11 protein-coding genes are annotated in these 14,564 nt (G+C 55.4%); 8 read left to right on the forward strand and 3 right to left on the reverse strand.

What is annotated here, in order from left to right; genetic code table 11:
• Positions 1-4 precede the first annotated feature (4 nt).
• The 3 genes from AC0LWT_RS03700 to AC0LWT_RS03710 are packed head-to-tail and all read left to right on the forward strand — an operon-like array spanning position 5 to position 5,153.
• A complete protein-coding gene (locus tag AC0LWT_RS03700; protein ID WP_474679872.1) occupies positions 5-3,898 on the forward strand; it encodes an amino acid adenylation domain-containing protein in 3,894 nt (1,297 codons plus the stop codon).
• A gap of 2 nt (positions 3,899-3,900) precedes the next feature.
• Positions 3,901-4,647: a thioesterase II family protein gene (locus tag AC0LWT_RS03705; protein WP_474679873.1), complete on the forward strand. Its 747-nt coding sequence runs from the start codon at positions 3,901-3,903 to the stop codon at positions 4,645-4,647.
• Between the two features lie 17 nt (positions 4,648-4,664).
• Positions 4,665-5,153, forward strand: a complete 489-nt coding sequence (locus tag AC0LWT_RS03710) for a DUF6147 family protein (RefSeq protein ID WP_474679874.1) — start codon at positions 4,665-4,667, stop codon at positions 5,151-5,153.
• Between the two features lie 93 nt (positions 5,154-5,246).
• On the opposite strand, the gene AC0LWT_RS03715 is transcribed toward AC0LWT_RS03710, so the two are convergent.
• Positions 5,247-6,035: a DUF4367 domain-containing protein gene (locus tag AC0LWT_RS03715; RefSeq protein ID WP_474679875.1), complete on the reverse strand. Its 789-nt coding sequence runs from the start codon at positions 6,033-6,035 to the stop codon at positions 5,247-5,249.
• Positions 6,016-6,609, reverse strand: a complete 594-nt coding sequence (locus AC0LWT_RS03720; protein WP_474679876.1) for an RNA polymerase sigma factor — start codon at positions 6,607-6,609, stop codon at positions 6,016-6,018. The genes AC0LWT_RS03715 and AC0LWT_RS03720 overlap by 20 nt, the downstream gene beginning before the upstream one ends.
• A gap of 191 nt (positions 6,610-6,800) precedes the next feature.
• Here AC0LWT_RS03720 and AC0LWT_RS03725 point away from each other — a divergent pair, with 191 nt between their 5' ends.
• The 5 genes from AC0LWT_RS03725 (at position 6,801) to AC0LWT_RS03745 (ending at position 11,894) form a co-directional block, all read left to right on the forward strand.
• On the forward strand, positions 6,801-8,120 hold the full coding sequence (locus AC0LWT_RS03725; protein WP_474679877.1) for a molybdopterin-dependent oxidoreductase: 1,320 nt from the start codon (positions 6,801-6,803) through the stop codon (positions 8,118-8,120).
• 98 nt (positions 8,121-8,218) lie between these two features.
• Positions 8,219-8,863 (forward strand): MOSC domain-containing protein, encoded by a 645-nt coding sequence (locus AC0LWT_RS03730; RefSeq protein WP_474679878.1) that lies wholly within the window; start codon positions 8,219-8,221, stop codon positions 8,861-8,863.
• Positions 8,860-9,492 carry a molybdenum cofactor guanylyltransferase gene (gene mobA / locus AC0LWT_RS03735; protein WP_474679879.1) on the forward strand — a complete coding sequence of 211 codons (633 nt, stop codon included), beginning with the start codon at positions 8,860-8,862 and terminating at the stop codon, positions 9,490-9,492. The genes AC0LWT_RS03730 and mobA overlap by 4 nt, the downstream gene beginning before the upstream one ends.
• Before the next feature lie 112 nt (positions 9,493-9,604).
• Positions 9,605-10,609 (forward strand): GTP 3',8-cyclase MoaA, encoded by a 1,005-nt coding sequence (moaA, locus tag AC0LWT_RS03740; RefSeq protein WP_474679880.1) that lies wholly within the window; start codon positions 9,605-9,607, stop codon positions 10,607-10,609.
• 19 nt (positions 10,610-10,628) lie between these two features.
• Positions 10,629-11,894: a molybdopterin molybdotransferase MoeA gene (locus AC0LWT_RS03745; protein ID WP_474679881.1), complete on the forward strand. Its 1,266-nt coding sequence runs from the start codon at positions 10,629-10,631 to the stop codon at positions 11,892-11,894.
• A 1,177-nt stretch (positions 11,895-13,071) separates the two neighbouring features.
• On the opposite strand, the gene AC0LWT_RS03750 is transcribed toward AC0LWT_RS03745, so the two are convergent.
• A complete protein-coding gene (locus AC0LWT_RS03750) occupies positions 13,072-14,559 on the reverse strand; it encodes a glycoside hydrolase family 32 protein (RefSeq protein WP_474679882.1) in 1,488 nt (495 codons plus the stop codon).
• Positions 14,560-14,564: the final 5 nt, after the last annotated feature.

Consider the following 14,564-nt stretch of genomic DNA (forward strand, 5'->3'; position numbering starts at 1 on the left):
CGAATTGAGTCAATTTTCTAAGGACCAGGTGCAGGATATTTATTACTTGTCGCCGATGCAGGAAGGGATGTTGTTTCATACGCTGCTGCATCCAGGCCAGAGCTTTTATATCGAGCAGATCGCCATCACGGTCAAGGGGGATTTCCGCACGGAATTACTGCAGAAGAGCATGGATGCGATCGTGGACCGGCACGATATTTTTCGCACTGTGTTTGTCCACGAAAAAATGAAGCGTCCTGTCCAGGTCGTGCTCAAGGAGAGACAACTGCCGATTCGAGAAATCGATCTTACGGACCTTGCGGAGGATGAGCGGAAGCGGCGCATTGAGGCTTACAAGCGTCAGGACAAAATAACGGGCTTCGACTTATCCCGGGAAATCCCGATGCGGGCTGCCGTGTTCCAAACAGGACCGGACCGGTACGAGTGGGTTTGGAGCTACCATCATATTTTGCTGGACGGCTGGTGCTTCGGCATCGTCACCCGGGAGCTGTTCCAGGCATACCGCTCTTTGCGGCAGGGCGAGCCGTGCCGGTTTCAGCCGGTCAAGCCTTATAAAGAGTACATCAAATGGCTGGAACGGCAGGACAAGGAAAAGTCGCTGAGCCATTGGGAACGGCATTTGGCCGGTTTTGCCGGTCAGACGACGTTCTCCGAGCAGCGCAATAAGCCTTCCGCTCCGGGAGGATATACAGCGGCGGAAACGTATTTCAAGCTATGCGAAGAGCGGACCAGTGCTTTTTCCGGACTGGCCCGGCGGCGGCAGGCGACGCTCAGCACCGCCCTTCAGGCGGCCTGGTCGGTCCTGCTGGGCAGGTATCAGCGCTCGGACGATATCATATTCGGCACGGTCACTTCGGGCCGCCCGGCGGAAATCGCCGGCGTGGAGAGCATGGTCGGCTTGTTTATCAATGTCGTCCCGAGCCGGATCCGGCTTGGTGAAGAGATGTCTTTCGGACAATTGGTTTCCGTGATTCAAGACCAATTGCTGGAATCGGAGGCGCACCGGTACGTGCCCCTCTACGATATTCAGAGCCGGGCGGGACAGCCGGAATTAATCGATCATATCATCGTGTTTGAAAATTATCCGCTGCAGGAGACCGATCCGCTGCAGGAGGAGCGGGACCTGGGTTTTACGACGGGCCACACGAGCGTGGACGAGAAATCCAATTACGACCTGAACCTGATGGCTTCGCCCGGCGACGAGCTGATTTTGAAAATCGCCTACAACGCACAGGTGTTTGAGCCTTCGTTTATCGGGCGTTTACAGGAGCAGCTGTTGGAAATCATCGATCAGGTCTGTCAAAATCCGGACATTCGGCTTGGAGAAGTGCGCCTTGTTCCCGGGGAGGAAGAACGCCGGCTGTTGACGGAGTTTAACCCCGAGGTTGCCGAGGGCTCCCGTCATCCCGCCGTACGGCTGCCGATCCCGGCGTGGTTCGAGCTTCAGGTCAAGCGGAAGCCCGACCAAATTGCGCTGGTCACGGAAGAAGCAACCTTCACCTATGCGGAGCTGAATGCGCGGGCCAACCAACTGGCCCGGAAGCTTCGGGCTGAGGGGGTAGGCCGCGGCACGATCGTGGGGATGCTGGCGCACCGCTCCGCGGAGATGATTATCGGCATCATGGCCGTGCTGAAAGCCGGCGGCGCTTATCTGCCGATCGACCCGGAATATCCGGAGCAGCGCATCCGCTACATGTTGGAGGACAGCGGCGCTTCGCTGCTGCTTACGCAGCGGGTTTTGGAAGATCGGCTCGCCGGGCTTTATGAAGGCCCTCGCTTGATTCTTGATGATCCGGCGCTTTATTGCGGTGATATGGGAAATCCGGCACCCGCGGCCGGCCCGGACGATTTGGCTTACGTGATTTATACGTCAGGAACGACCGGGAATCCGAAAGGCACGCTGACGACGCACGCCAACATCACCCGGGTCGTCAAGCATACGAACTATATCGACATTAGCCCGGACGATACGCTGTTGTCCTTATCGAACTATGCGTTTGACGGCTTCGCCTTCGACCTGTTCGGGGCGCTGCTGAACGGGGCCAAGCTGGTCGTCGCCGGCAGCGAAATGATTATGCACATCGGCAAGCTGATGCAATTGATCGAGCGGCAGCGGATTACGGTCATGTTCGTCACGACCGCGCTGTTTCATTTGCTGGTTGACGCCGGTACCGCGTGGATGAGCGGCATCCGCAAGGTTTTGTTCGGCGGGGAGCGCTCCTCGGTAAATCATGTGCGAAAGGCGCTGGAAGGCATGGGGCCGGGCAAAATCATCCATGTGTACGGCCCGACCGAAACGACCGTTTTTGCCACGTTCCATCCCGTGGATCAGGAGATTTCCGGATCGGCCGTTTCGATTCCCATCGGCAAGCCGCTGACTTTGACCGGCGCTTATATTCTCGGCCCGGGGAATCAACTGCAGCCCGTCGGAGCGGTGGGCGAGCTGTGTCTTGGCGGCGAAGGCGTGGCCCTCGGGTATTTGAACCGCCCGGATTTAACGGCGGCGAAATTCGTGCCGCATCCGTTTATGCCGGGGCAAACCATGTACCGCAGCGGCGATTTGGCGAGATGGCTGGAGGACGGCAGCATCGAATTTATGGGCCGCATCGACGATCAGGTGAAGGTGCGCGGCCACCGGATCGAGCTGGGCGAAATCGAGACCAGGCTGCTTGGCCATGAGCGTGTCAAAGAGGCGATCGTCCTCGCAGACCGCAGTGAAATGGGGGATATGACTTTATACGCCTATGTGGTCGGCGAGCGGGGGGCCGACCTGACGGCGGAGGATCTGGGCCGCTATTTGGCCGATGTGCTGCCCGCCTATATGGTTCCCTCCGCGTTCGTTCAACTGGAGACTTTGCCGCTGACCGCCAACGGCAAAGTCAACCGGCGGCTGCTCCCCAAACCGCAGGAAAGCCGGAGTGCGGCCGCGGCCAAAACACCGCCGCGGAACGACACCGAATCGAGGCTGGTCCGGTTGTGGACCGAGGTGCTTGGGGTGCCGCAGGTAGGCGTACACGACAACTTCTTCGCTTTGGGCGGACATTCCCTGAAGGCGATGGCGCTTTGCGCTCAAATCCTCAAGGAGTTCGGCCGGGACGTGCCGGTCGGAACGTTATTTGAAGCGCCGACGATCAGCGCCTTGGCGGCTTGCCTGCAGGATGAAGCGGCCGGTCAAAGCCCGATAACGCGGCACCCCCGGGAAATGACGACGTTCAACCCCGAGGCGCAAAGCAACCTGTTCGTTTTCCCGCCGGTGCTTGGTTACGGGATTCTGTTCCATGATCTGGCGAAGCAGCTGCCGGAGTACCGGCTGTACGCTTTCGATTTTATCGAGGCGGAGGACCGGGTCCGGCAATACGCCGACATGATGATCGAGCTTCAGCCGGAAGGAACGCTCACCCTGCTTGGCTATTCGGCCGGAGGCGGCCTGGCGTTTGAGGCGGCCAAAGCCCTGGAAGCGCGGGGGCGTTCCGTGGACCGCGTCATTATGGTTGATGCTTACCGGAAAACGGGCGTCAGCAATTTGGAGGGACGAACGGTGGAGCACGATGTGAAGCTGCTGATGGAAGCGAACAAGGATAATCCTTACCTGCAAATCGAGACGATCCGGCGAGGTCTTTCGCGCAAGATGGAAGCCTGCTACACGTATTATGTCGAGATGGTGCTCTCCGGCCGAATCGCGGCGGAGATTCATTTGATAAAGGCGCAAAACGACGGCTCCGAAGCCGTTCTGCCCGCCTGGCTGTCGGCGTGGGAGGAAGCGACAACTTCGTCCTTCCTGAAGCATCAAGGCCATGGCAGGCATGATGAGATGCTGCAAGGGCATCCGGTTTCCTTGAATGCATCGATCATCGGACGGGTTTTACAGCAGCAATATTGCATGTTGGAGGCTAAATAAGTATGAACGAACTCATCCGGCAATTGGGCCATGCGTCCCACGAACCGCAATTGATCTGCTTCCCTTTCGCGGGGGGATATTCCGCGTCGTTTCGCCCGCTGCAGCCTTATCTGCAGGGTTACGGCGAAATGCTGGCCATAGAGCCTCCGGGACACGGGAACAACCGCATGCCGCTGGTTGACGATTTCGAGCAGCTGGCGGAGCTTTACCGGCAGGCCTTGCTGCCCCGGCTCGACAAGCCGTTTGTCCTGTTTGGGCACAGCATGGGCGGACTGATGGTGTACCGGCTTGCGCAAAAGCTGGAGCGGCAGGGGATTGTTCCGCAAGCGGTCATTATTTCAGGAGCCCAGCCTCCGAATATCATTCGCACAACGGTCAGCCATCTGGATGACGAAGCGCTGCTTGAATACATCATCGGCATTGGCGGAATTCCGCCGGAGATGGCGGCGGCGAGGGAGGTGCTTGACTTTTTCCTGCCGGCCTTCAGAGCGGATTTTAAAGCGTTGGAAAGCTTTAAGCATAACGACCATTCGGTCCTGGAGACACCTGTGTTTATTTTCAACGGAGAGCAAGATGAGAAATGCATGAAATATGCGGTTGTCTGGAAAAAATGGGCCCGGCGCGTCCGCTACCATGATTTCCGGGGCGGCCATATGTATTTGCTGGCGGAGACGGAGAAGGAGAAGGTCGCGGGAGCGATCCGGTCCATCTTAACGGCCGAAATGTCAAGAAAGAGGCTGTATTCCTAATTTCGAAAGGATGAATCATGTTGATAAAAATTGTGAAACGTCAAATTGCGGTGTACACGCTTGTCCTTTTAATTATGTTCTCGGCCTTCAGCGTCACAAGCCATGCCGCGGCCATCCGGGATGGCGGTGCGAAGACCCCGCCTCCGGTTGCGGAATTCGGCATTTTGGGCTTTTTTAACCCGGATCATAAGTATTTGCTGGACGGCTTCAACCAGCTGTCGCAAAAATCCTCCGGCAAAATGAGCATTTCCGGAACGACTCTGGCTTATGAAAAGGTGGATTCGATCGGGATAACGCTGTATTTGCAAAAATGGAGCGGTTCGGTGTGGCAAAACGTGGATTCCGGAGCAGCTTACAGCACATCCGGCAAGGACGTATACACCAACGGCACGTCATATACCGTGCCTACCGGGTATTATTACCGGGTGAAAACGGTCCATTGGGTGACGAGTGGCGGGACGTACGAGCAGGGAGAACGGTTTTCGGATTATCTCCTGGTCGATTGACCATCGTGGAACCCGCATGAAACAGGAAAAGCATCCGGACGCACGCGCCCTAAAGTACGGACCGGACCGAACCGGATGTTTTCCAGTTTGCTTTCAAGAGGAAGGGGATATGCCTTCGGCCACCTTAATCATCTCTTCCTTTGAAATGCTGCCGATCATGTAAACGTAATAATTGGCTTTCAGCACTTCGAGTTTGTTGACGCCGTCTTTGGCGGCGGTAAAATAAGCCGTCCCGCCGTCAAGCCGAACGGTTTCCATCGGTTCATCCTGTCCGGCCCCCGAGCCGATCGTCGTATTGTCTTCCAGCCGGCTGAGGAAAATGCGCAGCACTTGCTGCTGCTGATTGGTAAAGGTAAAAAAGATTTGCTTCGACTTCTGCTCGTCCGAATTTACATTTGCGCTGGTTTCCGTTAACTGGTACCGGTCGGGAATATAGTCGAAACGGGGAGGAGCAAAAGCAAGCTTATCGCCGGAATTATTCGGGTCAATGATTATCGTTTCGGTCTCATTATTGTGCTTGGTTGGCGAAACTTCCGCAGGGCCGGGAGGAGCGGTTTTGGCTTTCGTACCGGGGGTGTCCTTATTTCCGAAAAAGAAGGAGATCATGTGATCCGGAAGCTCCTCCACCGTTTGATAAAGCGGGGTAAAAGCCGTTGAAACCTTCGGGTTTCCAAACAGGATGGCACCGAGCAATACGGAAGCGGCGATTACGCCGATCCTGACAGACGCTTTGCGGATCGCTCTTCGCCGCTGCATCCGCTTGATTTTGGGCCGAACTTGATGCCAGGCGTCTTTATGGCTTGGGATATGGGGGGAAGGCATTTTTCCCGCAGCTTTGGAAAATGCCTCATCAAACAGCTTTTCAAGTTCTTCCTTTTTCATCCAAACTTCCCCATTTCAGCTTCATTTTTTTCTTTAATGCCGCACGGGCGCGATGAAGTCTCTGCTTAATCGTATTTTCCGAGCAATTGAGCATGGAGGCAATTTCCTTGTTAGTGAGTTGATTCTTCCATTTCAGCTCGATCAGCAGCTGGTACTCGAACTTTAAGTTTTTCAAATTTTTTGCAATGGATTCTTCCAGCAGAATGGCTTCGATTTGAGCTTCGACAGGTTCGAGATCGGCGATTGGCTCATCTTTAAAAAAGACGCTTTCTACGTCGACTTCGTTACGGATTTTTTTTGCTTTGCGCAAATAATTAATCGTTGCATTACGGACCAGCACCTTCATCCAGGCGATGAATTGCTTCTCGTCACCGAGATTCGGCCCTTTATATAAAATTTTCAAAAAGGTCTCCTGAATAATATCTTCGGCGGCGCCATGGTCTTTTACCATATACATAATCGAACTATAGTTCAAATAATAGTAAAGCTTAAAAACCTCTTCCTGTAAACCGGCATTCAAAGCGTGAAAATTAGGGGATAAAAGCAGCAATAATTTGCTATTTTCTGACTCCATTCAGTCGGCCCTCCAGTTGTAAACTAGCAATATATTGGTATATAAGTTTATTATTGCATAAAAAGGTAAATAGTTAAATGATTTAATGCTATCTAAAAAATATTTGTCCGCCTCCCGATTTCATAAGCCTTTTTTAATGTTTATGCGTTATGCTGAGTGTAACGAAACGTATTGAAAAAGGACGTGGGATCATGGATGACAAAAGAGGCTGGCTGAAGCAGTCCTTCGGCAAACGGCTCAATCGGATTCACAGCTGGAACGCGTGGGTTTTGCTGCTGCTGACGATTACGGGCGTCGTGCTCAGCATCGGCGCGATTCGCGGGGATCTCGGCGGCTTCAGGGTGACGCTCAAGCAGCTGCACATTGTGCTTGGCGTCGCTTCGATTCTGCTCATCGCGCTGTACGCGCCGATGATCCGCAAGCACTGGCGGCAAATCCGCGGGCGCAGGGGCCAGCGCGGCAATTTGCTGCTCGTGCTGGCGCTCCTGCTCGGCTGGAGCGCGTCGGGCGTCGTCCTGTGGCAGTTCCGCCACCTGCCGCCGGCCTGGAACAACACGGCACTCCTCATCCATGATCTGCTGACCTGGTTCGGAGTGCCGTATGCCCTCTACCACGCCATCTCGCGCAGCAGATGGCTGAAGCGCCGCCAGCGCGCGGAGCAAGCCGCCGCTGCCGCGGCACGGCCCGCCGAGGCCCCGCCGGCGGCCGAGCCCGAACCTGCCGCCGCCGAGGCTCAGCCGTCGGCGGCGCACAAGGCAGCGCAGGCGGTCATCGCCGCGCTGAAAGATTCGCCGATCACACGCGCATCGTTCCTGCGGCTTGCTGCAGGGCTGCTGCTCGTGATCGGGGTCGGCCCCGCCTTTTACCGCTGGCTGAAAGGCGCGCTGGACACCGGCGGCAGCGACATCGCCGAGGTGGCCTCGGCCGACGGCAACCGCATGCTTCCGCCGCCGGAGCCCTTGCCCGACTCCGCCGCTGTCATCGGCGGCGGGGCGCAGGGAAATTTCCGCGTGTACACGGTTACGGAAATTCCCGCCTTTTCCTCGGATACGTGGCAGTTCGCCGTATCAGGGCTTGTCGAGCGCCCGGCGGTGTGGAACTGGGAGCAGTTCCTGAAGCTCGCGCGCACCGTGCAGGTGAGCAATTTTCACTGCGTGACCGGCTGGTCGGTTTACAATTGCACTTGGGAAGGCATTCCGCTGAAGCAGCTGCTGGCAGCGGCCGGGGTTAAGCCGGATGCCAAATTTGTCAAATTTTATTCCGGCGATAAAGTGTATACGGATGCTTTGTCGCTGGAGCAGGCGGAGATGGACGACGTGATGGTCGCCGTCATGATGGACGGCAAGCCGATCCCGCAAAAGCTGGGCGGTCCGGTGCGTCTGATCGTGCCGAAAATGTACGCCTACAAATCGGTCAAATGGCTGCAGGCTATCGAATTGATCGACAAGGAGCACATCGGATATTGGGAAGTGAGAGGCTACGATAACGATGCGTGGGTGAACCGAGGGTAATATCAAGGGTAAAATCAGGGGAATACCTGACTGACTTTCCCGGCGTTTTTTGATATAGTTATGAAAACGGGCGCTGATCGGAAATGAGGGTATGGTTTATGGAAATTTTGTCTGTTAATGTCGGGATGCCGCAGACGTTTGAGTTTGGCGGAAAAGAGCTGGTTACGGGGATTTATAAATCTCCGGTCAGCTCTCCTTTGCATGTGTCCAAAACCCAACTTGACGGAGACGGCCAGGCCGACCTGGTCTATCACGGCGGCGAGGATAAAGCGCTATGCGTTTACTGCGTGGAGCATTACGCTTACTGGGAGAGCACGTTGGAAAAGGAAATGACGTACGGAGCGTTCGGTGAAAATTTGACGGTGCGCGGGCTTCTGGAAGAGGAAGTGGGCATCGGCGACACGTATGAGATCGGAGATGCGGTCGTGCAGGTGTCTCAGCCGAGACAGCCTTGTTTTAAGCTGGCGAAGCGGTACGATGTCGTCGATTTGCCCGTCCGGGTGCAGGATAGCGGTTTTACCGGGTATTATTTTCGGGTTTTGCAGGAAGGCGCGATTCCTGTCTCTCCCAAGGTGAAGCTGCTCGCCAAAGATCCCGCAGGAGTAACGGTCGCTTATGCCAACCGGATTAAATATCATGACAAGGACAATGTCGAGGGCATCCGCCGTATTTTGGCCGTAGAGGCTTTGTCCGGAAGCTGGCGGCAGTCGTTTCAGAAGCGGCTTGCCGAGCTGGAGCCATGATCGCCGGCGTCATTTTGGCCGGAGGGCTGAACCGCCGCATGGGCGGCCGGATGAAGGCGCTCCTGCCTTACGAAGGCAGGCCGATGCTGCTCGTACAGCTCGCCGAAATGGCGAAGCTTTGCCGCCGGACGCTCGTCGTTACGAACAGCCCGGAAGCGGTGGAGCCGGTCCTTGCCGGATTTGCGGATACGGCAGTCGGCTGCATTCCCGACCTGTATGTGCAGGCGGGGCCGCTCGGGGGCATACACGCCGCGTGCATGGCGGCGGAGGCGGAGCATGAGCTGCTGTGGATCGTCGGCTGCGACATGCCGTTCATCTCCGCGGAAGCGGCGCGGGCGATGAGCGAACTGGCTGCACAAGCGGGCTGCGATGCGGTCGTGCCCGTGATCGGCGGGCGCAGGCATCCGCTGCACGGCGTCTACGCCAGGCGGATCGGCGCGGCAGCGGATACTATGCTGCGGCAGAAGCAGCACCGGCTGATGGATTTGCTCGACCGGATCGACTGGTTGGCGGCGGACGATGACTTTTTTCTGGAACGGGGCATATCGCCGCGGTTTGCGGCGAATCTCAACACGCCGGAGGAGTACGAGTCTGTATTTAATGGAATGAAATCTCACATTGAAGATTGAGGACAGCTAGTTTCTTTATTTTGACAAGTTTAATTATGAGGATATCTCATTGAATCACTGTGCTTTTGTGAGGAAATATGCCATAATTGACATAGAGAGAAGGTGAACTCTTATGCCAAAACAGCTCATAGACCGATTCGGGCGTGTGCATGATTATTTGCGCATATCCGTTACGGATCGCTGCAATTTACGCTGCGTTTACTGTATGCCTGAAGAGGGAATGGAATTTGAGCCCGAAAGCAGACTGATGACTTTTGAAGAAATTGCGGAAGTAGTGCGCGTGCTCGCAGGTCTCGGCGTCCGCAAGCTGAGATTGACCGGCGGAGAGCCTCTTGTGCGCAAAAATTTGGATCAATTGATCGGGATGCTGTCGGCAATCCCCGGAATTGAAGATATCGCCTTAACGACGAACGGCATTTATTTTGCCTCGCGCGCCGAAAAGCTTCGTGCGGCCGGGCTGACCCGGATCAATATTAGTCTGGATTCGCTGAAAGCGGACCGCTTTTCTTTCATTACCCGCGGCGGCGACATCCGGCGCGTGCTGGAAAGCATCGAAGCGGCCTACCGCTTGGGGATTGTGCCCATCAAGCTGAATGTAGTGCTCATGAAAGGCATCAACGATGATGAAATCGAGGATTTTTTGCAGATGACCATCGACCGCGCCATTCAGGTGAGGTTTATTGAATATATGCCGATCGGGCATCAGGACGATGAATGGAAAAGCCGCTACATTCCGCTAAGCACTGTGCTCGACCGCTGCGCGGCCAAAGGCTGGAGCGCCATGCCGGCTGAAGCGGTGTACGGAAACGGTCCTTCACGGGATTACCGGATCGAGGGGGCGCAGGGCTCTTTCGGGCTCATTCATCCGATCAGCGACCATTTTTGCGAAACATGCAACCGTCTGAGAATGACTGCGGACGGCAACATCAAGCCCTGCTTATATTGGTCGGATGAATTCAACGTCAGAAAATATGTCGGGGATGACGCGGCCGTTGAACAACTGTTTTTCCGCGCTCTGGACATCAAACCGCAAAATCATGAGATGGCTCTGGCGCTGATGAATCAGGAGCAATCCCACATGCCTACTATGCGGCGGATGTCCCAGATCGGCGGCTGAGGACTGGAGGAAGCTATTCGTGAGCAGCAGTATGAACTTGAAATTCGGGCGCACGGCGATTTCCGTCGAGCAAGCCCGGGAGCGGCTTCACAGCCACTTGATCCGCACCGCTATCGAGACGGTCCCGCTGGCTTCCGCATACGGCAGAAGGCTGGCCGGCCCGGTGCATGCGGATCACCCGGTTCCGCACTTTCGCAGATCGGGCGTCGACGGCTACGCCGTGCGGGCGGAAGATATTCGCGGGGCGTCTCCCGAACAGCCTGTCAGGCTCGCCGTCACCGAGCATATTCCAAGCGGTACGATGCCGCGGGAGACGCTTATATCCGGGGCGGCGGCCCGCATCATGACCGGAGCGCCGGTGCCGGACGGGGCCGACGCTATCGTCATGCTGGAGATGACCGACAGCCTCGCTCATCCCGATCACGGACAAGCTTCGTCCGTGCTTATAAAAAAAGCGCTCCCCGAAGGAAGCAACATAACGCAGGTGGCCGGAGAAATCCGCTCCGGCGAGCTGCTGCTTCGGCAGGGGGCGCGGATCGGCCCGGGGGAAGCCGCTATTCTCGCTTCCTTCGGCTGCAGCCAAGTGAGCGTGTACAAGAAGCCCGTAGCGGCTATCTTTTCCACAGGCTCCGAGCTGCTGAACGTCGAAGAAGCTTTGCAGCCGGGGCGCATCCGCAACAGCAACAGCTACATGCTTGCCGCTCAGGTGGAAGCCGCCGGCGGCGTACCTGTGATCATGCCCGCTTTGGCGGATGAACCGGCGCTCGTCCAGGCGGCGTTGGCCGAAGCTTTTGCCGCTGCGGATCTCGTCATTACGTCGGGGGGCGTATCGGTCGGCGACTACGACGTGCTGGTGGACGTATTCGGGCGCTGGGACGGCAAGCTTTTATTCAACAAAGTGGCGATGCGGCCCGGGACGCCGACCAGCGCTGCGGTATGGCAGGACAAGCTGCTGTTCGCTTTGTCCGGCAATCCGGGAGCGGCCTTCGTCGGATTCGAATTGTTCGTCAGGCCGAGCCTGTTGGCGATGCAGGGCTGCGAATCCCCATATCCGGAAGCGGTCAGCGCTTTTCTCGATGTCGATTATGAGAAAGGCTCGGCCTATCCCCGCTATATAAGAGGTACGACCCGCGTGGAGAACGGCAGCCTGCGGGTGAAGCCGGCGGGCATCGATAAATCGAGCATTATGGTGTCGATCAAAGAGGCGGATTGCCTCATCTGGCTCCCGGCGGGAGGGAGCGGCAGACGGCAAGGCGATGCGGTACTCATTTATCCGTTAGCATGAAAAAAGCAGCATCGGAGCGGGAGGCTCCAGTGCTGCTTTTTTGCATTTTTTTGACCGCATAAAAATGTTTAATTCTTTACAGCGCTAAAGCGCGTAGAACAGCATTCTTATCGGCGAATAAACCTACCTCTTAACGCGGCCCTCACATCCTCGAAAGACCTCGATAGAGGTTTATCTCAGTAGATAAGAAAGTATATGTTTTATACTTTTGCTTCGCATCTACCTTGATAAATGCACTCGTCCCAAAAGGACGACGGAGTCGTTTATCCTTGACATATAAGAATTTATATATTCTCGGGTTTTGGCAAGCGTAGATTCAATGAACACCGCGGCCCGGCGTCACGAAAGAGGTACCGCGCACTTTTTTAACGCCATCAGGACGCTTTTGCAACACATGTTCTTTTGCCGTCCAAAGACTGTGGTGCTGGCGTTGTGCAATGGCTCTTTCCTAATGAGCGCCTCTCCCGGTGCAGGTTGCAGTGCTGCACGGCGGGTGGTCATATGGCGGCTTGGCAGGTTGGTCTGGGGTGAAAAACCTAAGAAAGTCGAGACACTTTGTTAAGGTTAGGGGAATCAGTGGGGGCAGTGGGGCTCCAACGCGCGCCTCTCCCGGTGTAGGTCGTGGAACCGCATAATTGGACAGGAAGCGGCTTGGTAGGGAGAAAACCTGCAAAAGTGCAGGTATTTCCTGCGGAATTGGCTTATTATGGCGAAAAACCTGCAAAAGTGCAGGAATTTTTGCTGAAAGTGAGCCTGTGTCCATGTGTTCGGTGAAAAGCCTGCACTTTTGCAGGAATTGTTCGTGGCCAATGATCATGGACATAAATTCATGTATTTTTGCAGGTTTTCTTCGTGCAGGCAGGCTGTGGCAGGAATTTTCGATAATGGCAAAAAGCCTGCACAAATGCAGGAATGTTTCGTCTTCAGCGTATGAACGAAAGAAAACCTGCACTTTGCAGGCTTTCTTTCTCCGCGCAGCAAGGCGTTCAGGCCATCCGGCTCTGCGCGAGTTCCACTGTCTGACTTTCGCAGATTTTACGTGCTCAACTGACAGTGGCAAGTTTTTGGAAAGTCTCTTTTTTGCAGGTTATCTGCGAATGGCTGGTGATATTGGTCATTCATAGGTTTTTCATGCTATGCCGGCATCCTCGAAAGACTTCGATAGAGGTTTATCTCATTAAACGGCTAATTCCCAAAAATCGATATCGCGAATGAACGTCGATCCGTTTTCCGAAAAAAAGCGGATATCCCTGCTCGTCGGCTCCGGGAATATATATCCGGACATCACATGGTCGCCTTCATTAACGAACAGCTCCAGTGTCGACCGGTCCAAAAATAAATGCAAAGTCAAAATCCCGTTATCGGACTCCGCTATTTGACACGTTCTGATTCCCGCGACTCCGCCGCCGGAATGCGTTCTGTCGAAAACGACTTGCTTTGCGGCCGCATCGTATCGAATAACCGTTCTCTGCTCGCCGTCTTCCGACGCCCGAACCTGCAAGCCGAACCCGCTCGCATCCGTTTGCTGCAGATCGACCCGGATTCTCAGCTCGACGCATTCGCCGGAAATACCCCGGATGGTATGCAGCCCGCCGGGCGCAACGGAGTAGTTGTGCACGCCAATCGGATTGCGGCGCAGCAGCTTCATTTCATCGACCGGTTGAACTTGCAGCCCGCGTTCTTCGGAATAACGAAGCTCCCTCGGAATCGTCATGCAGCCTGCCCAAGTTTTGCCTGTACCTTCCTCCATAGGCATCCAGCCGAACAAAATCCGCCTTCCCCGATCATCCGACATCGTCTGCGGGGCGTAGAAGTTAAACCCTTCATCCAAAAGCCGGAATCGGCCATGCTCGTATGTTCCGCGCTCGTAATCGAGCTCGCCGACATAGTATCCCGATACGTTCGGCGCTCCCCAGCCTTCCACGCCTTGCGGGGAAAAGGCTAAAATATGTTTGCCCCCCAATTCGAACAGGTCCGGGCATTCGTGCATGTACCCCATCGTGCCGTCGCTTTCGGTCAGGACACCGACAAAATCCCAGCGCGTCAAATCGCTCGACCGGTACAGGATCACTTTGCCGCGTTCGTCTTTTTTCGTTCCGAGCACCATGTACCCAATTCCGTTATGTTTCCAAACTTTCGGATCGCGGAAATGATTGGTTTGGCCGATATCGGCCGGAGGAGCGGAAATCAGCGGGTTCACGCCGGCTTTCGCAAATTCGATTCCGTCCGCCGACACCGCCATGCACTGCTGCTGGAACAAATCGTCGGGCAAACCTTGAGGCGAAGTAAATATATTTGCGGTATAAAATACGTATAACCGGTTCTCATGCTCGATTGCACTGCCGGAGAAACATCCGTCAATGTCATACTCTTCATTCGGGGCCAAAGCAATGGGAAGATGCTCCCAATGAATCAGATCTTTACTTTTCATGTGCGCCCAGTGAATGTTTCCCCAAGTCGGAGCATACGGATTATGCTGATAAAACAAATGATATTCGCCATTATAAAAAATCAAGCCGTTTGGGTCGTTCATCCAATAGACCGGCGGACTCGCGTGATAAAGCAGCCGGTGCGGGTCCTGAATGTCTTTGGCGAGCGCCGCTTCAATCGAAGCCTGGGCTTTTTCTATCGCTTCCTTATGCGTGAATTGCGTTAATCGTCCCACTTGAC

The organism is Paenibacillus sp. sgz302164, from assembly GCF_056120505.1.

What these genes read in the sequence shown, in the direction of transcription:
- AC0LWT_RS03705 (WP_474679873.1), top strand. Translation starts at nt 3,901, where the DNA reads ATGAACGAACTCATCCGGCAATTGGGCCATGCGTCCCACGAACCGCAA.
- AC0LWT_RS03710 (WP_474679874.1), top strand. Translation starts at nt 4,665, where the DNA reads ATGTTGATAAAAATTGTGAAACGTCAAATTGCGGTGTACACGCTTGTC.
- AC0LWT_RS03715 (WP_474679875.1), bottom strand. Translation starts at nt 6,035, where the DNA reads ATGAAAAAGGAAGAACTTGAAAAGCTGTTTGATGAGGCATTTTCCAAA.
- AC0LWT_RS03720 (WP_474679876.1), bottom strand. Translation starts at nt 6,609, where the DNA reads ATGGAGTCAGAAAATAGCAAATTATTGCTGCTTTTATCCCCTAATTTT.
- AC0LWT_RS03725 (WP_474679877.1), top strand. Translation starts at nt 6,801, where the DNA reads ATGGATGACAAAAGAGGCTGGCTGAAGCAGTCCTTCGGCAAACGGCTC.
- AC0LWT_RS03730 (WP_474679878.1), top strand. Translation starts at nt 8,219, where the DNA reads ATGGAAATTTTGTCTGTTAATGTCGGGATGCCGCAGACGTTTGAGTTT.
- mobA (WP_474679879.1), top strand. Translation starts at nt 8,860, where the DNA reads ATGATCGCCGGCGTCATTTTGGCCGGAGGGCTGAACCGCCGCATGGGC.
- moaA (WP_474679880.1), top strand. Translation starts at nt 9,605, where the DNA reads ATGCCAAAACAGCTCATAGACCGATTCGGGCGTGTGCATGATTATTTG.